The sequence below is a fragment of the Paenibacillus harenae DSM 16969 genome (assembly GCF_000422465.1).
Classification (GTDB): Bacteria; Bacillota; Bacilli; order Paenibacillales; family Paenibacillaceae; genus Pristimantibacillus; species Pristimantibacillus harenae.
In genome coordinates this window covers 476,360-502,483 of sequence record NZ_KE383842.1, presented here as the reverse complement: position 1 = coordinate 502,483, position 26,124 = coordinate 476,360, and the positions used below count along the sequence as shown (strand labels likewise).

At 54.0% G+C, this 26,124-nt stretch carries 24 protein-coding genes; 8 read left to right on the top strand and 16 right to left on the bottom strand.

Translation table 11 applies throughout. The features are described from left to right. The first annotated feature begins 12 nt into the window (after positions 1-12). On the top strand, positions 13-906 hold the full coding sequence (locus H581_RS0112350; RefSeq protein ID WP_028610254.1) for a hypothetical protein: 894 nt from the start codon (positions 13-15) through the stop codon (positions 904-906). Positions 907-975: 69 nt separating this feature from the next. On the opposite strand, the gene H581_RS0112345 is transcribed toward H581_RS0112350, so the two are convergent. From H581_RS0112345 to H581_RS0112300, 10 genes are all read right to left on the bottom strand, one after another. Next, positions 976-1,653 (bottom strand): hypothetical protein, encoded by a 678-nt coding sequence (locus tag H581_RS0112345; protein ID WP_156889574.1) that lies wholly within the window; start codon positions 1,651-1,653, stop codon positions 976-978. Between the two features lie 56 nt (positions 1,654-1,709). Then, entirely contained in the window at positions 1,710-2,432 is a 723-nt protein-coding gene (locus tag H581_RS0112340) for a FadR/GntR family transcriptional regulator (RefSeq protein WP_342663404.1), read from the bottom strand. A 36-nt stretch (positions 2,433-2,468) separates the two neighbouring features. Further along, positions 2,469-3,194: a LutC/YkgG family protein gene (locus H581_RS0112335; RefSeq protein ID WP_028610251.1), complete on the bottom strand. Its 726-nt coding sequence runs from the start codon at positions 3,192-3,194 to the stop codon at positions 2,469-2,471. Then, positions 3,187-4,722: a LutB/LldF family L-lactate oxidation iron-sulfur protein gene (locus tag H581_RS0112330; RefSeq protein WP_028610250.1), complete on the bottom strand. Its 1,536-nt coding sequence runs from the start codon at positions 4,720-4,722 to the stop codon at positions 3,187-3,189. The genes H581_RS0112335 and H581_RS0112330 overlap by 8 nt, the downstream gene beginning before the upstream one ends. Before the next feature lies 1 nt (position 4,723). Beyond that, positions 4,724-5,446: a (Fe-S)-binding protein gene (locus H581_RS0112325; RefSeq protein WP_028610249.1), complete on the bottom strand. Its 723-nt coding sequence runs from the start codon at positions 5,444-5,446 to the stop codon at positions 4,724-4,726. Positions 5,447-5,738: 292 nt separating this feature from the next. Beyond that, positions 5,739-6,497 (bottom strand): DeoR/GlpR family DNA-binding transcription regulator, encoded by a 759-nt coding sequence (locus tag H581_RS0112320; protein WP_028610248.1) that lies wholly within the window; start codon positions 6,495-6,497, stop codon positions 5,739-5,741. Between the two features lie 53 nt (positions 6,498-6,550). Next, on the bottom strand, positions 6,551-8,020 hold the full coding sequence (locus H581_RS0112315) for a rhamnulokinase (protein WP_028610247.1): 1,470 nt from the start codon (positions 8,018-8,020) through the stop codon (positions 6,551-6,553). Beyond that, the gene (rhaI, locus tag H581_RS0112310) at positions 8,017-9,237 is read right to left on the bottom strand and encodes an L-rhamnose isomerase (RefSeq protein WP_028610246.1); all 1,221 of its coding nucleotides are present in this window, start codon (positions 9,235-9,237) and stop codon (positions 8,017-8,019) included. The genes H581_RS0112315 and rhaI overlap by 4 nt, the downstream gene beginning before the upstream one ends. A 32-nt stretch (positions 9,238-9,269) precedes the next feature. Further along, on the bottom strand, positions 9,270-9,641 hold the full coding sequence (locus tag H581_RS0112305) for a sensory rhodopsin transducer (protein ID WP_028610245.1): 372 nt from the start codon (positions 9,639-9,641) through the stop codon (positions 9,270-9,272). Between the two features lie 19 nt (positions 9,642-9,660). Continuing rightward, positions 9,661-11,730, bottom strand: coding sequence for a bifunctional rhamnulose-1-phosphate aldolase/short-chain dehydrogenase (locus H581_RS0112300; RefSeq protein ID WP_028610244.1), 2,070 nt, complete (start codon positions 11,728-11,730; stop codon positions 9,661-9,663). 256 nt (positions 11,731-11,986) lie between these two features. Between H581_RS0112300 and H581_RS0112295 the strand changes: the two genes are divergently transcribed. Then, complete coding sequence (locus H581_RS0112295; RefSeq protein ID WP_156889573.1) at positions 11,987-12,547, top strand: hypothetical protein; 561 nt, start codon at positions 11,987-11,989, stop codon at positions 12,545-12,547. A 45-nt stretch (positions 12,548-12,592) separates the two neighbouring features. On the opposite strand, the gene H581_RS0112290 is transcribed toward H581_RS0112295, so the two are convergent. Then, positions 12,593-13,498, bottom strand: a complete 906-nt coding sequence (locus tag H581_RS0112290) for an ArsR/SmtB family transcription factor (protein ID WP_028610242.1) — start codon at positions 13,496-13,498, stop codon at positions 12,593-12,595. 203 nt (positions 13,499-13,701) lie between these two features. Here H581_RS0112290 and H581_RS0112285 point away from each other — a divergent pair, with 203 nt between their 5' ends. Together H581_RS0112285 and H581_RS0112280 are read left to right on the top strand one after the other, a co-directional pair. Continuing rightward, positions 13,702-14,868: an iron-containing alcohol dehydrogenase gene (locus H581_RS0112285; protein WP_028610241.1), complete on the top strand. Its 1,167-nt coding sequence runs from the start codon at positions 13,702-13,704 to the stop codon at positions 14,866-14,868. Positions 14,869-14,886: 18 nt separating this feature from the next. Continuing rightward, entirely contained in the window at positions 14,887-15,714 is an 828-nt protein-coding gene (locus tag H581_RS0112280) for an aldo/keto reductase (RefSeq protein WP_028610240.1), read from the top strand. 290 nt (positions 15,715-16,004) lie between these two features. Here H581_RS0112280 and H581_RS0112275 read toward each other — a convergent pair whose 3' ends face one another. The 3 genes from H581_RS0112275 to H581_RS0112265 form a co-directional block, all read right to left on the bottom strand. Beyond that, complete coding sequence (locus tag H581_RS0112275; protein ID WP_028610239.1) at positions 16,005-17,165, bottom strand: sn-glycerol-1-phosphate dehydrogenase; 1,161 nt, start codon at positions 17,163-17,165, stop codon at positions 16,005-16,007. A gap of 763 nt (positions 17,166-17,928) precedes the next feature. After that, positions 17,929-18,981 carry a Gfo/Idh/MocA family protein gene (locus H581_RS0112270; protein WP_028610238.1) on the bottom strand — a complete coding sequence of 351 codons (1,053 nt, stop codon included), beginning with the start codon at positions 18,979-18,981 and terminating at the stop codon, positions 17,929-17,931. Between the two features lie 30 nt (positions 18,982-19,011). Next, positions 19,012-19,899, bottom strand: a complete 888-nt coding sequence (locus H581_RS0112265; RefSeq protein WP_028610237.1) for a sugar phosphate isomerase/epimerase family protein — start codon at positions 19,897-19,899, stop codon at positions 19,012-19,014. Positions 19,900-20,025: 126 nt separating this feature from the next. On the opposite strand from H581_RS0112265, the gene H581_RS0112260 reads away from it, so the two are divergent. Beyond that, a complete protein-coding gene (locus H581_RS0112260; RefSeq protein ID WP_028610236.1) occupies positions 20,026-20,913 on the top strand; it encodes a helix-turn-helix transcriptional regulator in 888 nt (295 codons plus the stop codon). 71 nt (positions 20,914-20,984) lie between these two features. Here the strand turns inward: H581_RS0112260 and H581_RS0112255 are convergent, their stop codons facing one another. Continuing rightward, positions 20,985-22,883, bottom strand: a complete 1,899-nt coding sequence (locus H581_RS0112255; RefSeq protein ID WP_036718525.1) for a beta-L-arabinofuranosidase domain-containing protein — start codon at positions 22,881-22,883, stop codon at positions 20,985-20,987. A 190-nt stretch (positions 22,884-23,073) separates the two neighbouring features. Here H581_RS0112255 and H581_RS0112250 point away from each other — a divergent pair, with 190 nt between their 5' ends. The 3 genes from H581_RS0112250 (at position 23,074) to H581_RS39460 (ending at position 24,733) form a co-directional block, all read left to right on the top strand. Then, positions 23,074-23,937: a helix-turn-helix transcriptional regulator gene (locus H581_RS0112250; protein ID WP_028610234.1), complete on the top strand. Its 864-nt coding sequence runs from the start codon at positions 23,074-23,076 to the stop codon at positions 23,935-23,937. A 131-nt stretch (positions 23,938-24,068) separates the two neighbouring features. Further along, positions 24,069-24,617, top strand: coding sequence for a GNAT family N-acetyltransferase (locus H581_RS0112245; protein WP_028610233.1), 549 nt, complete (start codon positions 24,069-24,071; stop codon positions 24,615-24,617). Then, a complete protein-coding gene (locus H581_RS39460; protein WP_169507499.1) occupies positions 24,614-24,733 on the top strand; it encodes a hypothetical protein in 120 nt (39 codons plus the stop codon). The genes H581_RS0112245 and H581_RS39460 overlap by 4 nt, the downstream gene beginning before the upstream one ends. A gap of 92 nt (positions 24,734-24,825) precedes the next feature. Here the strand turns inward: H581_RS39460 and H581_RS33885 are convergent, their stop codons facing one another. Beyond that, positions 24,826-26,085, bottom strand: a complete 1,260-nt coding sequence (locus H581_RS33885) for a serpin family protein (protein WP_051250743.1) — start codon at positions 26,083-26,085, stop codon at positions 24,826-24,828. Positions 26,086-26,124: the final 39 nt, after the last annotated feature.

The window sequence follows — 26,124 nt, the reverse complement described above, 5'->3', positions numbered from 1 at the left end:
GAGGTGACACGAGTGGACGAATTGAAACAGGCCTACGAGTTGATGGGTCTGCCGGAATTTGCGGCGAAAGACGATGTGGAGAAGCGTTATACGACGCTCATGCGACAAGCCCGCTCCAGGTCGAAGGAGCAGGGACAGGATGCTGAGGAATCTTTTGCGAAAATAACGAAAGCCTACCGTCTTATCCTGGAATACGAGGACCGCAAGCTGACCGACGCCTTCAATGAACAGGAATACGGCAAGTACAAGAAAATGGCGGGGCAAGCGCAGAAGATGGACCATTTCTGGCGCTATTATAAATTCCATACGCTTGGCGCCATTGCCGCGGTTGCACTTATTATTTACGGCATTATCAGCTTTATGGATTACCGTGCCGAGCAGGAGCGGCTCGCGAACCTGCCGCCCGTCGATCTGAACGTTTCTTTCATGGGCAATTATATGCTGATGGAGGACGCTCCCAAGGATGAGCCAATCGAGAAAGCACTTTTGACAGCGTTTCCCGAATGGAAACGGTTCGCCTCGATGGTGACCTTCGTCCCTGCGGATGAGGCGAATCAATACGCTTATATGCAGAAGGCCGTCCTTATTCTGGCGACGGAGCACCCGGACGTTTATATTATGGACCGTAATATTTTTCAATGGGTCGGGGTACAAGGCGTACTCATGAACCTGGACAGCGACGTTGAAGGCGATTTCAAGCCGCTGCTGAAGGAAGGCGTCGCCATGAAGCTGAAGACGGACGAAGACACCGAAGAGCATGTGTACGGCATCGATCTCACCAATACCGCCCTCGCGGACGATGTCCCTCTCTACAAGGAGAACATGATTGTCGGCATCCGCGTCGACAGCAAGAATCCCGATAAAGCGCGGGAGTTTATTAAAAAATATTTGACAACGCTCAAATAAGGAAAAGCCCGGACTTACGCAGTTAGTCATGACTGCCGAGAACCGGGCTTTTTTGCGGTACAACAAAATCTATTTGGAGCGTCCGCTTCGGAAGACATATGCGTCAATGATATCGCCCTCGGGCTCCGAATCTTGTTCTAAGAGCTGATCGTAACGAAGGTACGACATTTCCTCCATGCCGATGCATGCTTTGAATTGATCGACCAAGTCGAATTTTTGATCGCCGGTTGAATCGTTATTTGCGGTTAGCATGCCGCGAAGCTTCGCGATTTGTTCCTCCGGAACTTCGAAGAGTCTGAAAGCTTCGACATGACTTTCTTGAAACAACACCTGCTTGGCATGCTTAAGACCGCCTTGCTCAAGAAAAGCTGCATGAACTTCATCATAAGCTTCACCGTATAATGCAAGGATATCGCGTGTCGGATACTTAGCCTTGTAAAACTCTACGAGCGCTTCTTCCTCCAGTTCGTATGTAAAACGCAGGTAAGCTTCTTCACGCCCTGCCGAGAAGATCCGATATCCCCAAAAATGATCGCCAAAGTTACAAAAATATAAAACCGGAGCATCCTTGGAGAGCTCATAAATAAAAGAAGGAGCGTCCTCGTATTCCAGGTATTGATCATTCGGCGTAAAGAAAGCGGCCCATTTATGGTTTAACGGGATAGTAATTACTTCATTCCGTATATGTCTGGAGATGGTCTCCCGGTGAGCTGAAAGCATAAGATGTCCCGACGTAAATTCGCTCACGATCATCACCTCTTCAGTTATTCATTTTTGTTGCCTCTAGTTGGCCGCCCTAGCGCCTATCGCCCCAAATGCTTCATCACGATGCTCCCGATATGCTGCAAATGCCGTCTCATCCGCTCGGAGGCCAGTTCTGCGTCCTGTAAGCCAATCGCATCGAAAATCGCGGAATGCTCCTTGTACAGCCGCTCCGCAACGGCCTCGCTTGCATACAGCTCGACCCTTCTTATATCGTGAATGGCCGTTTCGATATGCCCCATGATCGACTCGAATAGCCGGACCATGATCGAATTATGCGTCGCTTTGGCAAGTGTCAAATGGAAAAGAAGGTCAAGTCTCTCCCCTTCCGTTTCATCCCCGGCGAAGCGCTTCATCTCGTCAACGATGCCGCGCAGCTCTGCCAAATCTTCAGCTGACCGCTTTAAGGCAGCAATTGCGGCATTCGATACCTCCAGCGACTCCCTCGCCTCCAGCAGCTCCAGCACCGTACTGCGGTTCAAGCGGAGCGATCGCAGCTCCGGGAGCTCCACCCCGGCCGGGGCGCTGCCGATGACTCGGCAGCCGCCGCCTTGGCGGATTTCGATCAGCCCCATCGCTTTAAGCGCGCTAAGCGCCTCGCGCGTGGTCGAGCGGCCGACGCCGAATTGCTCCGACAGCTGCTTCGTGGAAGGCAGCTTATCGCCTGCCTTGAGCTTGCCCTCCACGATCAAACGCTTAACCTGCTCGGTTATTTCTTCATAGTGGTTACGCTTTGACAGCTTCTCAATGTCCAGCGGCGGCATGCCGGTTCACCTCCTGGGCGGTATGGATCACTTCCGTTACCCGACAAGCAGAGCATAGACGATGCCCGGGCCATGTACGCCAATCGTCAGATCATTCTCAATATCGGATGAACGGCTCGGTCCCGATATAAAATGAATGCCGGCGGGCAAATTCTCGCGTCCCGCCTCGTCGAACGCGGAAAGCACCTCGCCCAGACGCGTCTTTAGCCGATCAACCGGGATGATAATGATAAGCACAGTCGGCAGCAGACTCACGGAGCGTCCCTTGTGCTCCGCGGACAGCACCGTTACCGAGCCTGTATAAGCGACGGCATGATCGGCGATAACGATGCCGAAATCCGCTTCCGCCGCGCGGGCCCTCCAGTACTGCCCGGGGTCGGTGTTCCATACCGATACTTGCGATTCCGGAAGAGCGCCTTCCAGATCAAGATCCGCAAGCTCGGGCTGATTTTGACGGATGACATATTTCGCGCTCATTTCTTCGGCCTTCTCTACCATAAACCGTTTCGCTTCTTCCATCGTTTCCAGCCTGGCCACATGTCCGCCTACAGACAGAAAATTATCCGTAAACGCTTCGATCCGTTCTTCGACGGACCATTCGAACGCCTTCCAGAAATCCGGCGAGCCGCGGAACGGATGCTGCGGCTTCTCCGTCATCCTCGGATGTCTCAGTTTGGCGGCGATATCGTTCATGAACAGCTCCTGCTTCTTGCGGGACTCCGCCTCCAGCCTCTCCAACCACTCTTTATGCGTGTCAGCCATGATGCCCGTTCCCCCCTTTGCCATCCTTCCGCTCCTGCTCCCGCTTCTTCACCAGCTCCTCCATCCGGCGTTGCATCGCAGGGTCCATCTGCCTCAGCTCCTGCTTCAGCTCCTGATCAAGCGTATTCCAGCGGTCCCGGAAGGATTCCTTCGGCAGGCTCGGCGTGACGCGGTAAGTATTCCAGCCCTTCAGCGGTCCCAGCTTCGTCTTGATTACGCCGCTGCGGACAACCAGCTTCTGTCCGAGCTTGCCAAGGCGAAGAACGCCGCCAAGCCGCGAGGAATTGCCCATTACGGTCGCGAAGCCCTGCATGCCAAGCGATTCCAGCTTATTGCCGTTGCCGCTCTCGACCTTCCGCCTGCGCAGATAGACGAGCATGTCATGCAGCGGGATTTTGACCGGACAAGCCTCATAGCAAGCGCCGCATAAGCTGGAGGCATTGGCGATATCATCCCATTCGGCGATGTTTTTGTTAAGCGACGGCGTCAATACCGCTCCGATCGGTCCGCTGTACGTGCTGCCGTACGCATGGCCGCCGATATGACGGTAGACCGGGCATGCGTTTAAACAGGCGCCGCAGCGGATACAGTTGAGCAGCTCCTGGAATTCAGGGTCTCCAAGCTGCAGCGAACGACCGTTGTCGACGATTATAATATGCATCTCATCCGGGCCGTCTCCATCCTTCTCGCGGCGCGGTCCCGTAATGCCGGACATGTACATCGTCAGTTTCTGGCCGGTAGCCGAGCGCGGAAGCAGCGTCGCCATAACCTCAAGATCCTCCCAAGACGGAATAATGCGCTCCATCCCCATAAGGGTGATTTGCGTTTTCGGAACCGTTGTGACCATACGGGCATTTCCTTCGTTCTCAAATAGCACTATCGAGCCGGTCTCCGCAATCGCAAAGTTACAGCCGGTCATCCCGATCTCGGCTTCAAGAAACTTCTCCCGAAGCTTCTTGCGCACGAACCCGGCAAGCGCCGTCGTATCCGGCGGCAGCGTATAACCCGCTTCCTTCGACAGCAGGTCGGCGATTTGGTAGCGGTTCTTGTGAATGGCGGGAATGACGATATGGGACGGCATCTCGCCGGCCAGCTGAATGATATATTCGCCGAGATCGGTCTCCACCGCTTCTATGCCGATCGATTCGAGCGCATGATTCAAATGCAGCTCCTCCGAAACCATCGACTTCGATTTGACGACTGATTTCGCCGATGCATGCTGAGCGATATCAAGCGAGAGCTTAACCGCCTCCTCGCCCGTATTCGCAAAATGCACATGAACGCCGTTGGATCGGGCATTATCAACGAATAAGTTCAAATAATAATCGAGATGCGCGATCGTATGGAGACGGATTTGCTTGCCGCGCTCCCGCCATTCCTCCCAATTGCCGTGCTCCTCGGATGCCTTTTTCTTCCCGCCCCGCAGCCGTTCCGTCGTGAAGCGTACCGCTTTGCGTAGAAATTCATCGTTAAGGGCAAGCTCGGCTCTCGCTTTTACCGACGATTCCGTCTTCGATCCAGCAGCCATCCTATTTCACCCCTTCATATAACAGTTCTGCCAAATGCATGACGCGAACCGGTTCATTCCGGTAGCGCAGGTTGCCGGCAATGTTGAGCAGGCAGGCCATATCGAGCCCGACCAGCACCTCCGCTTCCGTCTCCAGCACATGATCCGCCTTCTCCGTCACCATGGCGCCGGATATATCGGCCATCTTCACCGCAAAAGTGCCGCCGAAGCCGCAGCAGTCCTCCGCGAACGGAAGCGGAACGAGTTCAAGCCCTTTTACGTTTTCCATCAGCGCTATCGGTTCGTCCTTCACGCCCAGAATCCGGCTCCCGTGACAGGATGGATGATAGGTAACCTTATGGGGAAAATGCGCGCCTACATCCGTCACGCCAAGCACCTGTACGAGAAACTGAGTAAATTCATAAGCTTTGCTTTGCAGAAGGTTCGCCCGCTCCAGCATAACCGGATCGTCCTCGAACAGCTTCGGATAATGATGAATCATGCCCGTGCAGGAGCCGGAAGGCGAAATGACAAAATCGCTGTCTTCGAAAGCATCCAGTATCGTCCTTGCCGTATCTCTCGCTTCCTTCCAATAACCGCTGTTAAAAGCAGGCTGCCCGCAGCAGGTTTGCACCGTCGGAAACTGCAGCGACACGCCGTACTTGGCCAGCAGCCGCACCATCGCTTCGCCGACGCGCGGGTACAGCGCATCGCTCAAGCAAGTAATAAATAATGAGACTTTCATTCCCGGCACCCCTTTGTTCTCGATTGCTGAATTCTATCAGGTTGTCAGACATGTTGAGTAAACGTAAACGGCTTTTACCGTCCTATGGCGACCATAGCCAAATTTTATCCCGTATTTTCGGAAGCTGCTCAAGAAGCATGCTCATCGAAAAATCGGAACCGCAGCGAATTCTAACCAGCCTATACGTGAAACTTATATGCTCCTAGAATGAAATAAAGCAGCTGCCGCTGCTTCGGGTGCATTTCTGCACCTCATTCCCGCCTCCCGTACAACCCTAACGAATGAACTTGGGCTACACCGTCGTAACGGTGATTTGCTTCTCCTTAAGCTGCGCCAGCAGCTCACCGGACAAGTGCGTGTCCGTAATGACGGCGTCGATTTCGCTCATATCCGCGACATGCGTAAACGCTTGAACGCCGAACTTGCTCGAGTCGGCCAGCAGGATAACCTGTTCGGCCATGCCGACCATTTTTTGCTTAATGCGCGCCTGCAGCTCGTTCGACTCGCTGACGCCGCGCTCCATGTGTACGCCTTTGCAAGAGAAGAAGGCTTTATCCACGTGATAGGCGTCAAGGGAACGTTCCGCAAGCGGGCCGACATAGGACAAAGAACGTGCGGCGAGGATACCGCCGGTCGAGATCACCTCGATTCTTTCCTTGCCGCTGAGCTCCATCGCGACTTTAATCGAATTTGTCAGCACCGTAAGCGGGATATCCGGCATGCTGGCCGCCATATACCAGGCCGTCGAACTGGCATCGAGCAGAATGCGGTCCTGCGGCTGAATCAGCCTGACCGCCGCCTCAGCGATCCGCTTCTTCTCGTCCGCCCTCGTCACCTCGCGCTCGAAATAAGGGATTTCCGGCTGCTGATCCTTGACGCTAACCGCACCGCCATGGGATCGGCGTAATCGTCCGGCTTGCTCCAAGCGGTCCAAATCGCGCCGAATCGTTTCCTCGGTCACCTGGCAAAGCTCGCTCAGCTCCGTTACCCTAATACTGCCTCTCTCATTGACTAGCTGTACAATTTTGTCATATCGTTCCGCAACCAGCATGGCGTACCTCATCCTTACCATTAATTTATATTCGCATCGATTCCTGTCTCTATCTAGGAGATTCCGACTTGCGCTTTAAAAGCAAGGTAAGCCTTCTCCCATTCCTCATCCTGCTCCGGTTCGTAACTCTCGATCGGGAACGACTCGCGAATGACCTTGCGCGCTTCCCATATGTCCGCAAGCTCACCGCTTGCGATCCACTGCACGGCCATGTTCCCGATCGCGCTTCCCTCCACCGGCCCCGCCCATACCGGCTTGCCGATGGCGTTCGCGGTCCATTGGCACAGCAGCGTATTCTGAATGCCGCCTCCAACCATATGAAGCCCGCTGAACGACTGGCCGGACAGCTGTTCCGTCAGCTCCAGCACATAGCGGTATTTGAACGCCAAGCTTTCCAAAATGCAGCGGACGACGGCCCCTGCTTCCTCCGGCGCCTGTTGTCCCGTTGCCGAGCAGTACTCGCTTATCCGGGCCGGCATATCGCCCGGGTGAAGAAAAACCGGATCGTCCGGGTCGATGAAGGCCGCAAACGGCTTCGCGCCGCCGGCAAGCTTAACTAATTCGGGGAAGCTGTACGAAATTCCTGCCCGCTCCCACGCACGCCTGCACTCCAGCAGGATCCATAGGCCCATTATATTTTTGAGCAAACGATACGTGCCGCAAACGCCGCCCTCATTCGTAAAATTCAGCTCCTTAGCGGTCTCGTTAATAACCGGCTCGTCCACCTCCGTCCCCATCAGCGACCAAGTGCCGCAGCTGAGGTAGGCGAACGAACGCTCCAGAGCCGGAACCGCGGCAACCGCCGAGCCGGTATCGTGCTCCGCAGCGGCATACACGTCAATCGGTTCAATATCAAGCTCCTCGCACAGAAACTGGCGCAGCCGCCCAACCTTCGCGCCGGGCCGCACTACCGTGCAGAAGAGATCCGGCGATATGCCGATGGCGCGAATAAGCTCCTCGTCCCATGCCTCCGTTACCGGATTATACAGCTGCGTCGTCGTCGCATTGGAGAACTCATTGAACATTTCCCCGGTCAGGAAGTATCGCAGCAAATCCGGAATCATCAGAAAATGCTTCGCTTCCCGGAGCAAAGGCGAGTCGGCCCGCTTCAATGCCGCAAGCTGGTATATCGTGTTAAACGGCAGAAACTGAATGCCCGTTTTGCCGAATATGGCGGATGCCGACAGCTCCTTCACAACCTCTTCCATCACACCGTCCGTATGGCGGTCACGGTAATGGTACGGATTGCCGAGCAATTCCCCGTTGCCGCCAATCAGACCGAAATCGACGGCCCAGGAGTCGATGGCGATGCTGCTGAGCTTTATATTGCGGTGCTTCACCTTCAGAAGCGCTTGCTTAAGCTCATGCAGCAGCCGCAATATATCCCAGTGCAGCCGTTCGCCGGCCTGTACGGGATCATTCGGGAACCGGTGCAGCTCCTCGACCTCGATTTTCCCGTTATTCAACCGGCCGAGCAGCGCCCGGCCGCTGCTCGCCCCCAAATCGTAAGCGAGGATGGTCACCAGCTGGCACCGCCCTTGCCTCTCGCCAGGATGTCCTTGCCGTAGCTGCTGTTCAAATAAGCCTTCATCGGATCCAGCGGCAAGCCCTGCTCCTCGCGAATCGCATGAAGAAGCGGAGTCACGTCGAACTCGAATGCGCGTCGGACGGCATCTTCCGCGCCAAGAACGTCATTGCTCTCAGCCGCCGCGCTTACTTCCGCGTGATTGATCAGCAGCGCTTTCGCGAATTGCGTCTGCACGTTAAGCACGGAACGCAGCATGGCAGGAATTTTTTGTTCGATGTTATGCGATTGGTCGATCATGTACGCGATGTTAGAGACATTTTGACGAACACCCGGGTCCGCATCGCCTGCCGCATTCAAGATTTGATAAAAAATAAGGAACAGCTCGTATGGATTAACCGACCCGACGATCAGATCGTCGTCCGCATATTTGCGGCTGTTGAAGTGGAAGCCGCCCAGCCTTTTCTCATCAAGCAAATAAGCGACGATATGCTCGATGTTCGCGCCCGGCAGGTGATGTCCGGTATCGACGAGCACCTCCGCTTGCGGGCCAAGCTTCTGCGCCATATTAAACGCCATGCCCCAATCGGCCAGATCGGTATGATAGAACGCAGGCTCGAAGCATTTGTATTCGATCAGCATCCGCATATCCGGCGTCATCGCTTTGTACATTTCGGATAATGCCTCGTGCATCCAGCCTTTACGCTTGCGGATATCGCCTTGGCCCGGGTAGTTCGTGCCGTCGGCAAACCATAAGCTAAGATCGCGGGAGCCCGTTTCCTTCGCGATGTCGACGCATTCCAGCAGGTGGTCCGCCGCTTTGCGGCGGATTGCGGCGTTCGCGTTCGTCACGCTGCCGAGCATGTAGTCCTCATCCTGGAACAGATTCGGGTTCACCGCGCCGATGGAGAGGCCAAGGCTTTCCGCATGGCTTCTCAGCTTGCTATAGTCGTCTACTTTGTCCCATGGAATATGGATCGCAACGGACGGCGCAAGACCGGTCAGGCCGTGCACCTGCGCGGCATCCTCGAATTTCTCAAACGGATTGCGCGGAACGCCTTCCTTCTGGAATACTTTGAACCGGGTGCCGGAATCGCCGTAGCCCCAGGATGGAGTTTCGATTTTTAGCGCTTTCAAATTTGCTTTCACTTCGTCCAAATTAATGCCTCTAGCCTTCTGCTGCTCTTCGAATAACGCGTAAGCGCGGTCGGACATATCGAACACCCTTTCTTTCAACTGGGAATGATTTATTTTATCGGATAGGCCATTGTCGACATCAGCGTGTTCTCCGCCTGCGTCGAATCCAGCCTGCTGTATTGCACAATGATCGGAATATCGCTAAGCACCTCGATGGCGTAAGGAACGCCGATTGGAATCGACGCTCCGTCCTTCGTCAAAGAGCTGGTGCGAATATGTTTCGTGCGGCGGCCCTGAACGACAAGGAGAATATCATCCATCGGTTCCCGGTCTTCAAAATAAATCGTAAAACGGATAAGTGCTTCTTCCGACGAGCAATTCAGCACGCAGACCGATTCGTGGCTGGTGAGCGCGCCCGTGCTGTCCGGGGGAATAAAACCGTCAGGTATAAACCAATGTTTCTCGCCTCGCGCTTGATACATCCGTCAGCTCTCCTTTTTCTTAACGCGTAAACGCAGCCGGCACGCCGCCGTCGATCGTCAGCATGCAGCCCGTCGTTTTGTCCGCTTTCGACGATGCGAAGAACGCAATGCCTTCGGCAATATCGCGCGGATAGATATTAACGAGCAGCGTCGTCCGCTTGCGGTAGTACTCTTCCAATTGATCCGGCTCGATGCCGTATGCGGCTGCGCGCTCGTTGCGCCAGCTTCCGTTCCAAATCGCCGACCCTTGCAGAATCGCGTCCGGCAAAATCGTATTCACGCGAATGCCGAACTCGCCGCCTTCAGCCGCGATGCAGCGTGCCAGATGCGCCTCAAGCGCTTTGGCTGCGCTGTACGCCGACGCGTTTTTACCCGCATAGACGGAGTTTTTCGAGCCGATGAATACCATGTTCCCGCCGATGTTCTGCTGCTTCATTAATTTAAACGCTTCGCGGGCAACCAGGAAGTAACCCGTGCCGAGCACGTTCATGTTCAGGTTCCATTCCTTCAGCGAGGTCTCGTCAAACGGGCTCGAAGTCGCAAGTCCCGCATTGTTGACGATAATGTCAACGCCGCCGTAAGCAAGCGAAGTCTCGGCGTATGCCGCCATAACCTGCTCCTCGGAGGTTACGTCCATCTTAACCGCTGCAGCCCGGTTCTCGCCATATTTCTCGTTAATCTCAGCCGCAACCTTCTGAGCGCCTTCGAGATTAAGGTCCGCCAGTACGACATGCGCGCCTTCCGATACGAGCCGGCGCGCCGTTTCGCTCCCGATACCGCCTGCGCCGCCGGTGATGAAAGCAATCTTGCGCGAAAATTCGGCTTCCGCCGGTGCCAGCGACAGCTTGTAAAGCTCAAGCGGCCAGTACTCCACGTTGTACGATTCGTTCTCGCTCAGTGATACGAAATCGCCCAGCGCCGTCGCGCCGCGCATAACCGCAATCGCCCGGTGGTAGAGCGCTCCGCTCACCTGCGACATTGCCCAGCTCTTGCCCGTATTGATCATGCCGATGCCCGGAATGAGAATAACGCGCGGAGCGGCTTCGAACATGACGTCGCCTTCGTTCTTGTTGCGGTCAAAATAAGCTTTATACTGCTCTTTATAGGAAGCGATTCCTTCCGCCAGCTTCGCTTTCAAGCCTTCGACATCCTCCGCATTCGGCGTCCAGTCGATAAACAGCGGCACGACCTTCGTGTGAACGAGATGGTCCGGGCAAGCTGCGCCGACTTGGGACAGTTGCGGCGAAAGTTGACCGCTGACAAATGCCAGAACGTCCGCTTCGTCATCGAAGGACAAAATCATTTTCTTCGTATCGCTTACCGCCCCGCGAATCGTCGGCATCACTTGCGCAGCTACGCTTCGGCGAACGCCTTCCGGCAGCACCTCATGCTTCACGCCGCCGAAAAGGCTTGCTTCGTCGAAACGCGCTTCGATGAACGATTCCGCTTCGGAAATGATTTTGATCGTTTGCGCGTAGCACTGCTCGGAAGTCTCGCCCCAAGTAACAAGGCCGTGCTTCTCCATAAGCACAAGCTCTGCATTCGGGTTGGCGAGAACGCCTTCCGCAATCATTTTGGAGAGATTGAAGCCGGGACGCACGTAAGGTACCCAGACGAAACGGTCGCCGAAAATTTCCTTCGCCAGCGCCTTGCCGTTGTCCGCGCAGCAGAGGCTGATGATCGAATCCGGGTGCGTGTGATCCACGTGCTTGAACGGAAGGAACGCATGCAGCAGCGTCTCGATGGAAGCGCGCGGATGCTTGGCGTCAATCATGCAGTTCGCGAGGTAAGAAACCATTTCCTCGTCCGGCATTTCGGAGCGTTCGAACAGCGGACGGATATCATCCATGCGAAGTCCCGTAAAATTGCCCGCTTTCATCGTCGCAAGGTCGGAACCGCTGCCTTTCACATACATCACTTCGATGTCGCGGCCGCGGAAGTCCTTCACGATCGTTTTGCTCGACGTATTGCCTCCGCCGTAATTGCAGACGCGGCGGTCTGCTCCGATAATGTTGGAGCGGTAGACCAGCTCAGCCAGACCGCCTTCCAGCTCCGATGCTTTTGCCTTATCCCATAAACTTTGTACCATGAGAATACCTCCGAATGATGTTTTGTTTTTGTTTGAATCGATCATATCATATTTGTTTGTTTTTGAATATATGGATTTCAAACAAAAACAGAAATATGATGCGGTAGACTTATGCCCGATTCAGCGGCATTTATGCCGCTCATCCGCCGCTCCGGCGCCAGATTCAGCGGCATTTTTGCCTTTCATTCGCCGCTCCGGCGCTCACAAGCATAATTCTACGGCATTTATGCCGTACATTCGCCGCTCAGGCGCTCCAGTGTCCAATTCTACGGCATTTATGCCGTACATTCGCCGCTCAGGCGCTCACAAGCACAATTCAACGGCATTTATGCCGTTCACGCCGCTCAGGCGCTTACAAGCACAATTCAACGGCATTTTTGCCGCTCATTTGCCCCTCCGGCGTTCCAGCGCCCGATTCAACGGCATTTATGCCGCTCATTTGCCGCTCCGGCGCCAGCGCACGATTCAGCGGCACTTATGCCGCTCATTTGCCGCTCCGCCGCTCCAGCGCCCGATTCTGCGGCACTTTTGCCGCTCATTCGCCGCTCCGGCGCTCCAGCGCGCCCGATTCAACGGCATTTATGCCGCTTATTCGCCGCTCCGGCGCTCCAGCGCCCGATTCTGCGGCACTTTTGCCGCTTATTCGCCGCTCCGGCGCTCCAGCGCCCGATTCTGCGGCACTTTTGCCGCTCATTCGCCGCTCCGGCGCTCCAGCGCCCGATTCTACGGCATTTATGCCGCTCATTCGCCGCTCCGGCGCTCCAGCGCCCGATTCTACGGCATTTATGCCGCTCATCCGCCGCTCCGGCGTCTGTAAATAAAACAAAAAAACCGCTCAACAAACGGGCGGTTATCCAAACATTCAATCACAGCGAAGCGTTACATCGATGTCCTGGTTATAATTACCGAAACCTTTGCCGAACAAGGTGACGCCGCCGCAGTTTTTGGCTGAAGCGCTGCAGGAGATCCGGAATAATATTTCTTTGTCGTAGGCCAGCATCAGCCGGTCGATCGTGACATCGGATACTTGAATACCGTCGATAAAGGAACCTTGGCGGTTGACGCGGATCGTCTTGATCAAGCCATGCTGGATGTTTTTGTGCCACCACTCCGGCGTATACAAGCCGCGCGTGCTGCCGAAGTCGCCGGGATAGGTCCATGTCCCGATGCCGACCCCGTTAAGCATGAACGCGATGTCCGAGGGCAAGCGGTTAACGGCGCATGGCGTTTCCGAGCATATTTCCAATGAAATTTCCAGCGATTCCGGCGTTTCATTATTCACCATATAATTAGGAATCCGATATTCGACATAGCCGGAGCCGAACCACAGCACCCGGGCCTTCACATGCTCCGGATCGGCAAAATACCGCGGGTCGTCGCACATGCCGATCATTTGCGTCTCGGAAGCAAGCCCGCAGGTAGGCTTAATCTGACAAGACGAGTAATGCCCGACCGGGAGCGAGACCATATATTTTTTCGACTCATCCGCCGGAACCGTTCCTCTAAAGAGAAGCATCGCATGCGTGAGCCGCAAGTGACACAGCTTCTGCATCCCCCTCTTGCCCGCAATGCTCTCGCAGCGAACGATTCCCGCTTCCTCCAGCATATGTATATGCCGCGTTACGATAGGAGACTTTATATCTAGCGCTTCGGAAAGGCTCTTAATATTCATAGGCTGAACGTTCAGCAGCTCGATGATTCGAACCCGGGTTTGCGACGAGAAGCATTCCAGGAACTTCATGTTCCGACTGCTTACTTCGATTTCCATTACGGTTACCCCTTTATTGTAAACGATCTAATGCTTCATCATTATATAACTAAAAAGTTAACGTATCAATCTATAATTTTGTCTATAAATGTGTCTACCTTGACAGATCGGTCTAGTTTCACTAAAATAAACGGCGTATACATAACTCGAATGATATTTAGTTGCTTTTTTAGTTACCTAAATAGAATTGCAGGAGGAAACCCATGAACTCTTTTCAATTTGCAAATCCGACGAAAATTGTATTTGGCGAAGGCACGGCCGACCAGGTCGGACAATTAACCGCGCAATATGGCAAAACGATTCTGCTTGTCTACGGTTCCGGCAGCATAAAAAAAACGGGCTTGTACGACAGAACGATGAAGCATCTGAAGGATGCGGGCCTGACGGTTCACGAACTTCCGGATATCGAACCCAATCCGCGTCTGACTACTGTGAAGAAAGGGATTGAAATTTGCCGTGCACAAGGCGTCGATTTCGTTCTCGCGGTAGGCGGAGGCAGCGTGATCGACGGCGCGAAGGCGATTGCGGCCGGCGTTCCTTATGAAGGCGACGTTTGGGATTTCTTCACGAACAAAGCCGTTATTAAGGATGCGCTGCCGCTCGGCACCATCCTGACGCTAGCGGCGACCGGCTCTGAAATGAACGGCAACGCGGTCATTACGAACTGGGAGGAAAACCTGAAGCGCGCTTTCGGCAGCCCCTTTACCTATCCGAAGTTCTCGATTCTCGATCCTGCTCTGACTTATACGGTACCTCGCAACCATACGGTTAACGGCTCCGTCGACATGATGTCGCATGTATTCGAACAATATTTCAGCCTTACGAAAAATACGCCTTTACAGGAGCGCTTCTGCGAATCCATCCTTCAAACGGTGATCGAGAACGTTGAAATCGCGCTTGAAAATCCGAACGACGCTGCCGCGCGCGCTAATCTGATGTGGTGCGGCACGATGGCGCTTAACGGCGGCATGATCAGCGTCGGCATGGAGAATGACTGGGCATCGCACGGCATCGAGCATGAAGTTAGCGCGATTTACGATATTCCGCACGGCGCGGGGCTTGCGGTTATTTTCCCGAATTGGATGAAATATGTCCATGAGGAGAGACTTGACCGATTCGTTCAATATGCCGTGCGCGTATGGGGCATTAATCCCGAAGGCAAGTCGGACAAAGAAGCGGCGCTGGCCGGCATTCAGGCGACAAGGGACTTCTTCACGCGCATCGGAGCGGAATCTCGTCTCGCCGACTTCGGCATCGGCAGCGAGAAGCTGGACCGCATGGCCGAGGAAGCGGTCCGCTACGGCGCGATCGGTTCCTTCAAACGACTGGAGAAGCAGGATGTTTACGCTATTTTAGAAATGTCATTATAATTCGGGAGGGCTGCTGAAATGATGAAATCAATGACGGATACGACGGTATTAAGCAATGGAGTAAAAATGCCTTGGCTCGGTCTTGGCGTATGGAAGCTGAAGGATGACGGGGAGACGGAAAGAACCGTTCTTTCCGCGATTGAAGCAGGCTACAGAAGCATTGATACAGCGGCTGCTTATAACAATGAAGAAAGTGTTGGCGCCGCTATCCGAAACAGCGGAATCCCGCGCGACGAGCTGTTTGTCACGACAAAAATTTGGAATGCGGACCAGGGGTATGAATCGTCGCTAGCCGCTTTCGAGGAAAGCAGACGAAAGCTTGGCATCGAAGTCGTGGATCTTCTGCTCATTCACTGGCCGGTCAAGGGCAAATATACCGAAACCTGGCGTGCGCTTGAGAAGATTTACCGGGATGGACATGTGAGGGCGATTGGCGTCAGCAACTTCCAGATCCATCACCTGCAGGATGTCATGAAATCCGGCGAAATCGTACCGATGGTCAACCAGGTGGAATACCATCCTCTGCTGTCCCAGCAGGAGCTTCGTCAGTTCTGCCAAAGCAACAACATTCAGCTTGAAGCATGGAGCCCGCTTATGCAGGGGAACCTCGAGCAGCCGGTTCTCGCCGAAATCGGGGCCAAGTACGGCAAATCGGCGGCACAGGTCATTCTTCGATGGGATCTTCAGAACGGTGTCGTTACGATTCCGAAATCGACGAACCCGGCGCGCTTGAAGCAAAATGCCGAAATCTTCGATTTCGAATTGACGCCGGAGGATATCGAACAAATTAACGGGCTTAACCGCAATCAGCGATTCGGTGCCGATCCGGACAATTTTAACTTCTAATCCTTCTTTTTAAGAAAAGAGGCATCCGCGACATGCTCCCGTACAGGGGATTGCGCGGCTGCCTCTTTTGTTTTTATTCGATTCATTTTTCGTTTATTTGATAAAATAAGGACACATCCAGCCGCAAAAGCTAAAATAGTGAGTCAAAACTCAATCGGATAGCTTCATGCGGCGAGGTTTTCCTTACTGATTTGATTTTAAGCTGAGCTGTCATAGTCATCTATGAGTTTGGCTTCATTAATAAAGAAGATTGATTTACTAATCTGCAGCACCATCACCCAAGGTCCGGCTCACTTCATATTATAAGCCCGAAGCAGCGTGTATCGGTTCGGCCTGACATGATGCGCCTCCCGCAGGCTGCGCGCGAGCAGCTCCGCATCCACGCCCAGCTCCTCCGTCGTCGACGGGCCGCCAGCCGCACGGAGCCAGCTGCGGATCGTCTGCTCCTCCGGCAGCGCCGCGATTGCTTCTCGGACTTTTACCGGATTAGCAGCGAATGATAATCCTGCTTCCTCGGCGGCAAGCCGGTGGTACAGCTTCGAAATTTCCGCGCAGGCAACGCCGACCTTGGCGCCGTGCAGCAGCTGTCTCCGGCCGAGCCGGATGTATTCCATCTCCCAATAGTGGGAAAGGTGATGCTCAGAGCCGGATGCCGAATGCGATTGTCCTAACATCAGCATGGCCAGTCCGGATTCAATCAAGGCCTCGATCAGAATCCTAATGCCTTCCTGATCTCGGCGGGCAATCGCCTCAACATGCTCCATACATTTGTCCAGCGCCAGCCTTGTAATTTCCGCGACCTGCTCCGAGTATGGTTCTCCTCCCTCAGCGGCGCCGAAGCTCCAATCCAGCAGGGACGTATACTTGCCGAGCATATCGCCGAAGCCGGCTGCAATCATCCGTGCGGGAGCTGCCGTCAGGATTTCCAAATCGGCAAAAATGGCAGCCGGTCCGATTGCCGCGATCGTTTTTTTCTCTCCACGAATAATAATCGGAGCTCCTTTGGAATTGAAGCCGTCAACGGATGGTGCCGTCGGTACCGAGACGAAAGGGATTCGCGCCGTATAGGCGGCGTATCTGGAAATATCGTGAATCGTTCCGGAGCCTGCGGCGACCACAACCTCCGTCCCCTGCTGCTGAATATCGAGCAGCAGCTGGACGATGGAAGCTTCATCCGCAATAACATCGCCCTGACGGTCCGGCTTAATGATCGTCCCATGTGCTGAAATACCAAGCGCCTTAGCTGCCGTTTCAATCTCTTTGCCTGCGATTTCGTATGTAATGGCATCCGCGGCGACGATGACATGCCGATACCCCTTCTCCCGCAAGTAAGGAGCAACGCCATGAACCGCACCCGCTTCAATGATAAGCGGTTCAATTTCAATGGATTTCAGCGTCTGTTCGTCGAAACCGACGGCAAGCTTCTTGACTTTATCTATTAGAGCTGACATGAGCTTCGCCTCTTTTCGTATATGTATAAGCTTCATTCTGCTCTTGATCGACAAAGCTTGTCAACATGCGTCCGCATGGAAATCCCGCAGCTTCTTACTCATCTTCGCTGCTGTTCAGCGGTATTTGCAGTTACCTGGATGATATGTTCGTTTGGCGGCGCCTTTGAAAGCGCCCATGGTAGGAATGGCAGAAAGCTATCATGGAATTCGTACTGTGTACAAATCCGATTTTGCACATCCGTCTGGCTATCATGGAATTCATGCAGGATACAGGGCCAATTTAGGCCAAAAGAGCCCGTAATCCGTAATTCAATTGGACGAAATCCAGTATAGGTCGGTTTACGAGGCTAAAATCATAAAATTGCTGCAATATTCCAGTATAGGCTGAGCGGAGTTTGATAAGTTTGATTCGTGGAATGCATCAGGTACGAAGTGCCGGGCAGACTGTGTATCGTTGTGCGAATATTAAACAGTTACCCCAACCTCCAGTACAGGCTGCGCGGTGTTTGATGAGTTTGGTGCGAGGAACGCATCATAAACAGGTATAAGTCAAGAATTGAGCGTACTGATGTACACCTGAAAGGGGACCGGCCGCAAAATAATTGCAAGCCGGTCCCCTCGCCTTTCCGTAGTCCTATACCATGTAAGCTCATTTCACGTTTGCAACGCAAGCTGCAAAGATTTAAAAGTCCCGTTAGCCACCCAACCGATCTTCAATCACATGTAAAAATATATTCTATTGTAAAATCTGTGAGCCTGGCGGCTATTTACCGGAAGCCGCCTGCATAAAATCGGCTATCCGTACTTTGCGCTCCGTCTTCGCGCTCTCGAGCGCGGCAAGCACCATCGCCATGCTGTATATATTGTCGCCGCAATCCGTCTCCGGCTTGCGTCCTTCTTCCAGCGAAGCAAACATCTCGTCCAGACAGCCATGGTGGAACGTATTTCCCATTTCAACCCGTCCGCCTTCGATCCGGTCATATGAAAGGATGAACTTGCCAGCCTGATCGCCGCCCGCCACGATTTCCGCATATGGCTCCCCATGGCCGTCCCAAATTGCCGTGCCGCGCTCGCCGGTCACGCGCCAGGAAGCTTCCCACGAGGTCGGAACGCCTTCCGCGCACCAGGAGCCTCGATAGTTAAACACGGAACCGTCGGACATTTCGTATATGCAGACGGCATTAGCGTTCCCTGCGTACCAGGATCCGGGAGGATTAAACTCCTGGCAGTAAACGGATACCGGATCGGCTCCGCTAATAAACCGCGCCTGATCGAACGTATGAATGGCCATATCGAGCATCAGCGGACTTTCCATCGCATCGCGAAAGCCGCCGAAATGCGCGCCGATAAAAAAATCAGCGCCAATAAATCCAGTCCTCCCAATTGTTCCTTCAGCAATGAGTTTGCGATACGCCCGGATTCGCGGATCGAAACGGCGATTTTGCATCACCGCATGCGTCTTGCCCGTACGTTCGGACAATCGGACGATATGCAGGCAATCGCTCATCGACTCTGCCAGCGGCTTCTCGCCGAACACATGGCAGCCCAGCTCCAGCGCCGTTGTGCCAATCGTATAATGGCTTGCCGGAATCGTAACGTCAAACACGATCGTGGCGCCCGTAGCCTGCACGGCTTCCTTCATATCCGTAAACGTCGGACAAGCAAGCTCCTTCCGCTCGGCCATCGCCTTTGCGAACTCCTCCTTAATATCGACCAGGCCGACGATTTCCGTATCCGCCCGGTTCTTCGCGTAATCGACCCATGTATTCGCCATGCCTCCGCAGCCTGCGACTACTACTCGATGTTTGATTGTCATTTGACACCAGCCTCCTTTTCTTCACCGTTCCTAAATGGGGTTCGGCACAAAATCGCCGCCGCGGCAACGCTTCAAATAATTTAACGCATGCACCTGGCCGGTCATTTCCAGCTCGCCTTTGTAAACAGGATCATGCCAGCCCTCGATATCGATCGTTCCCTTATAATCGTTCTGCCGCAGTATGGTAATAATATCGCTCCAATTACTGTCGCCAAAGCCCGGGGTGCGGTGCCATACGAACGGCTTAGGTCCGTGTACGCCGTATTCTCTCACGATATCCCAAGCGATTGTCGCATCCTTGCCATGCACATGAAAAACCTTGCTTACCCACTTGCGCAGCTGCGGAATCGGATCGATCAAGCTTACCATCTGGTGGCACGGCTCCCACTCCAGTCCGATATTGTCTTCCGGAACCGCGTTGAACATCATTTCCCATGCGGTCGGATTATGCGCGATATTCCAGTCCCCCGTCGCCCAGGTGCCGCCCATGTCGCAGTTTTCAAAAGCGATCCGGACCCCGCGGTCTGCCGCGCGCTTCGTCAGTTCCCCGAATACCTCCTTGAACCTCGGAATCGATTCATCGATCGGCCGGCCGGTCATACGCCCCGTGAAACCGGATACAATAGTTGCGCCAAATAGAGGCGCATGATCGATCAGGCGCTCCCAGCTTGCGAGCGTGTCCGCGTTGTCGCCTTCCCCGGTCAGCGGATTGCCGAATACGCTAACAGCCGGAACGATAAAATCGTGCTCGTCCGCAAGAGCGCGCACACGCGCAGCCAGCTCGACTAAATTCGTATTTCCCGTCGTCTGCCAGAATGTCAGATTAAACGATTCAAATCCATGCTGCACAATTTGCGGAATAACTTGATCCGCATGGCCTCCGCCCACAAGCGTACCGATTCGCAATTTATTTTCCATCCTTGTATACCACTCCAATTTTGGCTTATAGTTAACGTAACAACTCCATTATAACTGGGCATTTTCCAGATTACTCTAAACAATCTTGCGTAATACTAGTCTAATCTTGCGGTGGTGAATAGCAATATGACGTATCCGAAAGAGCTATGGGAAAATACCCGTCTCGAGCAAAAAACGTATCCGGTCCAGCTGTTTCGAAATCAGCGGACCTCAGCCAAGACGAATGACTGCATCCTTTATTTGCACTGGCATGAGCATTTTGAAATAATCGTCATGAGGCAGGGCAGCGGTTTATTTCATATCGACAGCCGCCCTTATCCGGTTAACGCAGGAGATGTGATCATTATCCCCGGCGGCGGGCTGCATGTCGGCTACGCGCTGAAGGACGAAGATATCCTTTACGACTGTATCGTCTTGAATGCTTCTTTGTTCAACGATTGGGTGCATGATCCCGTTCATGCGCAGTTTGTTGCCCCTTACCTGGAGGGACGGCTGCATTTTCCCGTAAAACCCGCCGATCAGGACGATTCGATCATCCGTTATTATTCATTGCTGGACGAGGCGATCGCCGAGCTTAAGGAGAAGCCGCCGGCCTATCAACTGGTCGTGAAGACAAAGCTGTACGCGTTATTCACCCTGCTTTCCCGCACCTTTCTCGAACGGCAGTCGGGCGGTAAGCCTGCGGAGCCGTACTTTGCGAACCGAGACCGCTTCAAGCAGCTGATCGGGCGGATCGAGAGCCGCTTCACCGATAAAATGACGATCGGGCAGGCGGCCAAGCAAGTCAGCCTGAATCCATACCACTTCTGCAAGCTGTTCAAAAAGCTTACAGGGCGAACTTTCGTCGAATACGTCAATGTGTGCCGCATGAACGAGGCGGAGCGGCTGCTCCGCGAAAGCAACGAATCGATATCCGAAATCGCGGCCAAGGTCGGCTGCGATAATCCGAATTATTTTACGAAGCTGTATAAGCAATATAAGGGGATGACTCCCTCGGAGGCACGGAGGAGATAGGTGCTGCGTTTCACCCGACAAAAAAAAGGCTGCCCTGTACGGTTCTACGCCTGCAAGACAGCCTATAATGATTAAACTCGCTTCAATTTATTGACCGATTTCCGCTCGCCGAGCAGCGGAAACTCCCCGATGCGCAGTCTGGCGCTGCCGTAAGGTACGAGCTCCAGCTCGGTAACCGGCTGTCCTTCAACATCCGGACGAAGCGGCGGCGTGCCCGCGCTGTTGCCCTCCATCCGCCAGTCGCGCACCAGCTTGCCCCTCGCCTTCAACCGGATTGGCGCGACGGAAGGGTCGAACGGCTGGTACGGAATGGGGTCCGCGCTTACCTCTACCTCGAAGCCCGCATCGTCGGCCAGCAGACCGTACTTCCACGGCGATGCCGGATAAATCTCCCAATCATGGAACAGCTCGCGCTTCTTCAGCAGCTGCCAGTTCTCTTCGATCGGCAGCACATAGACGAGGGGCCCGCGTTCAACGTTAACCGCGAACAGGTTGCGGGAAACGGTGCGCACCTCCATCGGCAGCTTCAGCAGCAGCTTATCGCCGGACTTCCATTCCCTCTCCACGCGCGCATAGCCGTTCACGGCATGCAAGGCGACCTGCTCGCCGTTCACCGTTAAGCTTGCCGATTCGCACCATTCGGGAATACGCAGTGAGATGGCAAACGATGCGCTGCCGCTAAGCGTTACATCCATCGATACTTCATCGCGGAACGGGTACTCGCCGCCTACGCGAATCTGAGCACGCACGCCGCCAGCGACCGAGGCATTCACGGCGCACGGCGCGTAGGATACGGCGGCCAAGCCGCCCTGACCGTCCGTCATCCACAGATGTGAAGCAAGCTTCGGCCAGCCTTGATGCATGTTCGAGGTGCAGCAGCCAAAGTTCGGCTCCAGTCCGAATGTATTCGCATCCGCGCTGTTGCTCCAATTTCTCGGCGCGACGTTGCAAATGATTTGATTTACCTGCTGATCATATTGATGCGAAGTCCAGTCCTTCGAGATCGTCGCCGGAAGCGCGTTGAACGCCACCTTTTCCAAAATATCGCCGAAACGGCCTTCCCCGAAAATCCGGGTCAGCTGCTCCATCGAGTACATATATTCTACGACTGCGCACAGCTCAACCCCTTGGCTCGGATGCGTGCCCGACAGCCATTCGTCGCCGGAGAACATGCCGTGCGCCTGCCCGTGATGCGTCATCAGGCTGTCGATCCCGCGATGCACCGCATCCCTCTGAACGGCATCCCCTGTCATCTCAAACAAAATGCCCGGCGTCTTGATGCCCATCGCCACATTGACGACATGCGTCCGGTAATCCCAGTGCTCCACCTTGCGCCAGAACGGGAAGTCATGGAAGATGTCCGTCCAATCGAAGGTTTGGCCGGCTACGATTTCCGCGAGCTTCAGCAGCTCGTTGTCCTCCGTCTTCTTGTACAGCCACAACAGGCAGAGCAGCATTTCCGAGCCGCGGGATTCCGCCCAGCCCCGCAGCGGCTGCTCCTCAATCGTCGCCCGCACATAACCGAAAAACTTGGTCAGAAACGGCACGACGCGCGCATCCCCCGTCGCTTCTTCATACTGCATCAAGACCTTCAGCATGATCATGAAATGCCACCAGTCCTGCTTCTTGTCCACCTCATGATTGACCGTCTCAATACGTTCCGGTCCAAACGAACCGTCCTCCCTCTGGCTGTTCAGCGACCACTCCACCCACCGGTTTGCCTTGGCGATCAGACGCTGATCCTCTAATAAATACGCAAGCGGCAGCAGCCCGTCCAAATAATACGGTCCCCGCTCCCAGCTCTCGCCGCTGCCGCCGATCCAGCCGTTATTCGGCCCCACATCGGCCCATTGCTCCTCCAAATGTCCGGTAAACCCGTCCGCTTGAATGCGAAGCTGATTATTTAGCCATCCCTCAGCCTTGATGCTGCCCAGCGGGAGCGCTCCAAATGCCTCATGTAATTTACTCATCTCTTGCCTTATCACTCCTTCGCGTGAATGGGTTCTACCCGAATATACCACGCGCGGCACCTGCTGTTGGATAGCCGATCCCAACCTTTTTTTATCCAATCACAACATCAATAATAAAACGACAACTTTGCCAAAATCATTGCAGTAACATATAATCGGGCTAACGAATGAACAAGGGAGATGTCCCCGAATGTTCCAATTCATTTGTCCGCCAATGCCCCACTATATCATCGGCGGAGAGGATACATACCCGATCGGCGGCAAGCACGCCGCCCGATCAAATATCGGCGTATTCGACCTTATTGTCGTTACGCGCGGCTGCTTGTATATGGAAGAGGCAGGCGAGGCGATCGACATTGCAGCCGGGCATTATGCCGTCCTTCGTCCGGATCAGGCTCATCGCACGGCTAAGCCGTGTACGGAGGAAACCCGCTTCTATTGGCTTCATTTTCAAACGGTCGGCCAGTGGAGCTTCATGGATGAGAATCAGCCGTTCGCGTTATCCCGATACGGACATCCCTTCGCGCAAATCGAGTATTTCCCTTTTCATTTGCCCCGGAGCAAAAGGCTGCAAGCGCCTCTGGAAATCGAGGAAAAAATGCGCGAGCTGCGGAGACTGCAGGATCAGCTCTCCGCGCATTCCCGCTTCGCGCAGCAGCAGCTGTTCCATTCGCTTCTGCTTATGCTTCAGGAAGAAAGCGGCACGGCCGCGGATAGCCCCTATTTGCGGATTGCCGAGGACGCTGCTTTGTATTTGCGCCGGCAATACCGGGACCCGCTCAGCTATAAGCAGATGGCGGAGGAGCTTCATTTTCATCCTAACTATATCTCGCTCTGCATGAAAAAAACGTTCGGCTGCACGCCGCTCGAATATTTGACTCGTCATCGGATTGACCAAGCCAAACGTCTGCTCATCCATACGAACGAGCCCATCGGCAAAATCGCCGAGGATACGGGCTTCGGGTCCTTCCCTTATTTCGTCAGATGCTTCAGCAAGCATACAGGCGCGAAGCCGAAGGCTTTTCGAATGCGGTACCGGTCGGAACAACCGTAAAAAGGCTGCCGCTTTGCCCGAGCGGTTTTCTTTATTTTCATATAGTTTCATTCTTATAAATTAAAAAGATTGAAAGTTCTGAAAATTCCATTATACTAATAGAAATTTCTTTATTTTCGGAGGTGTGCGGAATGCCGGATTTATATACCGAAAGGTTATTTTTGCGCTTATTAGAACAAAACGACGCAGAAGCCATTGAGCGGTTGATTAACGACTACGGCGTGGCGCGAACGACCTTGAACATTCCGTATCCTTATCCGAAAGGCTCGGCCGTGCCGTTTATTCAGCGGCGTACGGAGGCGGCCGCGAATGGCGACGGTTACTCATTCGCCGTGATCGACAGGGAGAGCGGTACGTTTATGGGCTCGATCGGCATGAATATCGACAAGAACCATCACCGCGCGGAACTAGGCTATTGGCTCGGCGCACAGTTCTGGAATAACGGCTATATGACGGAGGCAGTAAGGCGAGTCGTGCAATTCGGTTTTCTCGAGCTTGGGCTTAACAAAGTGTCGGCTGCCGCGATGACCGGCAATCCCGCCTCTTCCAGCGTGATGAAAAAAATCGGCATGCAATACGAAGGAACGTTCCGGCAGCATTTTATCAAGTGGGGGCAGTATGAGGATATTGGCTATTTTGGCATCCTGCGGAAGGATTTCGTTAAGGGAGGAGCTCAATGATAAAGCCCGGAATTAAGGATGAGTTCGGCGCGTCCCATGTCCCGATTGTCGCTGATTTCGACTTTGGACATACCGACCCCAAATTTATTTGCCTCTTGGGACAATGGTGGAAATAAACGCTCTAACCTTCTGGAAAACCCGTTCGCCGGATGAGGTATGGTTCAGCTACTAAGGCTGCCGTTATGTACGGCAGTCTTGCTGCGCCGAGTTAAGACAACGTCTTCACAGATCCGACAAAGAGCAGCACGCCGCTCTGCAGATCTTGGATGGCGAACAGAAACGGACGGTCAACCGTCATTTCGAAGTTCCCCTCCGGCGGCGCGCTTCCCGCGTCCATCCCAATCATCGTTACGGCAGCGGCTTCCGTGCCATGTTCAGACACGTCGACGAGCGTCTTGTGCAGTACTTTGTTTATATACAGCCGCTGCTCCTGAACGCCGCTCATGTCTGCCATTTCACTGAAGTCGGCCCTATTCGGATCGAACGGCAAGCTCATACCCATGGCTTTTAATAGTTCCGACAATTCAAACTTGCTTTCCGCCCGGAATTTCGGCAGCGCCAGCCGACCGTTTAAATGATCCATTCGTTTTGTCCAAAAATCAGGATCCGCTAATAATTTGGAAGCCAAAGCTGTACGGTCGGAATTTATTCGCGGCTGCACGATGAGCATCCCCATCTGGCCGTCCCCGTAAGGCAGCCGAACCGCTTGGTACGTTTCGGTCTCTTCATATTCAAAGCCGCCCTCTTGATGCATGAATGGAACGCTCCGTACCTTGCCGTCAGAATCCGTAAAGTCTCTGTCTTTCGTGTCTTCCGGTTCAAACGGCGTCTCCCAGTTCCCGTCAAAGTATAGCGCGTTCATTAGCAACAGCTTCGTCATTTCAGGTACAGGCTCATCCAAAATCGTCGGAATAAGTCCGTTTGTCTGCTTATCGACCCATTTATTGATCTCCTTCATCACTGCGGGATCGGACAGCTCCCGTTCATAAAGTTCAGCATCGTATACGGTATTCATGCGGTCAAGGTATGGCTTATGGAACGGCCACTCTTGCTGTATCCAGAGCGAATTGGCCATCGACAGCTTCACGCCCGGACCGGGCTGCCGCAGCAGCTCACGCAGCTTTCGTTGTCCGTCATTCAGCTCATCCGAGGACAATCCCTCCATATGCATCGTCTTCAGCATTTGTTCCCGCGTCGGACCAACCGCTCCGTTCAATGTCATCGATAGCGCTTGCGCGATGCTAATAGGAGAAATGACCATGTTTTGCCCCTTCGTATCCCGCAATAGCTTAGCGGCCAGCTCAAGACCAAATGCATTCGTCGCCTGCGCCGCACGCGGGTCGGTTTGCTTCGATAGCTGACTGCGCTCAGACACGGATATCGGCTTCGGATCTTTGGAATCGGATTGCCCGCATGAAGATAACAGAATAACAGCCGCTGTTGCCGCGATCATAGCTTTGCGTGCCATTTGATCCCTCTTTTCAACCATTCTTATCCATAACGACGA

What these genes read in the sequence shown, in the direction of transcription:
- H581_RS39460 (WP_169507499.1), top strand. Translation starts at nt 24,614, where the DNA reads ATGATAAAGCCCGGAATTAAGGATGAGTTCGGCGCGTCCCATGTCCCG.
- H581_RS0112265 (WP_028610237.1), bottom strand. Translation starts at nt 19,899, where the DNA reads ATGGAAAATAAATTGCGAATCGGTACGCTTGTGGGCGGAGGCCATGCG.
- H581_RS33885 (WP_051250743.1), bottom strand. Translation starts at nt 26,085, where the DNA reads ATGGCACGCAAAGCTATGATCGCGGCAACAGCGGCTGTTATTCTGTTA.
- H581_RS0112290 (WP_028610242.1), bottom strand. Translation starts at nt 13,498, where the DNA reads ATGGAAATCGAAGTAAGCAGTCGGAACATGAAGTTCCTGGAATGCTTC.
- H581_RS0112255 (WP_036718525.1), bottom strand. Translation starts at nt 22,883, where the DNA reads ATGAGTAAATTACATGAGGCATTTGGAGCGCTCCCGCTGGGCAGCATC.
- H581_RS0112250 (WP_028610234.1), top strand. Translation starts at nt 23,074, where the DNA reads ATGTTCCAATTCATTTGTCCGCCAATGCCCCACTATATCATCGGCGGA.
- H581_RS0112260 (WP_028610236.1), top strand. Translation starts at nt 20,026, where the DNA reads ATGACGTATCCGAAAGAGCTATGGGAAAATACCCGTCTCGAGCAAAAA.
- H581_RS0112325 (WP_028610249.1), bottom strand. Translation starts at nt 5,446, where the DNA reads ATGAAAGTCTCATTATTTATTACTTGCTTGAGCGATGCGCTGTACCCG.
- H581_RS0112270 (WP_028610238.1), bottom strand. Translation starts at nt 18,981, where the DNA reads ATGACAATCAAACATCGAGTAGTAGTCGCAGGCTGCGGAGGCATGGCG.
- H581_RS0112275 (WP_028610239.1), bottom strand. Translation starts at nt 17,165, where the DNA reads ATGTCAGCTCTAATAGATAAAGTCAAGAAGCTTGCCGTCGGTTTCGAC.
- H581_RS0112285 (WP_028610241.1), top strand. Translation starts at nt 13,702, where the DNA reads ATGAACTCTTTTCAATTTGCAAATCCGACGAAAATTGTATTTGGCGAA.
- H581_RS0112330 (WP_028610250.1), bottom strand. Translation starts at nt 4,722, where the DNA reads ATGGCTGCTGGATCGAAGACGGAATCGTCGGTAAAAGCGAGAGCCGAG.
- H581_RS0112300 (WP_028610244.1), bottom strand. Translation starts at nt 11,730, where the DNA reads ATGGTACAAAGTTTATGGGATAAGGCAAAAGCATCGGAGCTGGAAGGC.
- H581_RS0112335 (WP_028610251.1), bottom strand. Translation starts at nt 3,194, where the DNA reads ATGGCTGACACGCATAAAGAGTGGTTGGAGAGGCTGGAGGCGGAGTCC.
- H581_RS0112320 (WP_028610248.1), bottom strand. Translation starts at nt 6,497, where the DNA reads ATGCTGGTTGCGGAACGATATGACAAAATTGTACAGCTAGTCAATGAG.
- H581_RS0112340 (WP_342663404.1), bottom strand. Translation starts at nt 2,432, where the DNA reads ATGCCGCCGCTGGACATTGAGAAGCTGTCAAAGCGTAACCACTATGAA.
- H581_RS0112305 (WP_028610245.1), bottom strand. Translation starts at nt 9,641, where the DNA reads ATGTATCAAGCGCGAGGCGAGAAACATTGGTTTATACCTGACGGTTTT.
- H581_RS0112245 (WP_028610233.1), top strand. Translation starts at nt 24,069, where the DNA reads ATGCCGGATTTATATACCGAAAGGTTATTTTTGCGCTTATTAGAACAA.
- H581_RS0112280 (WP_028610240.1), top strand. Translation starts at nt 14,887, where the DNA reads ATGATGAAATCAATGACGGATACGACGGTATTAAGCAATGGAGTAAAA.
- rhaI (WP_028610246.1), bottom strand. Translation starts at nt 9,237, where the DNA reads ATGTCCGACCGCGCTTACGCGTTATTCGAAGAGCAGCAGAAGGCTAGA.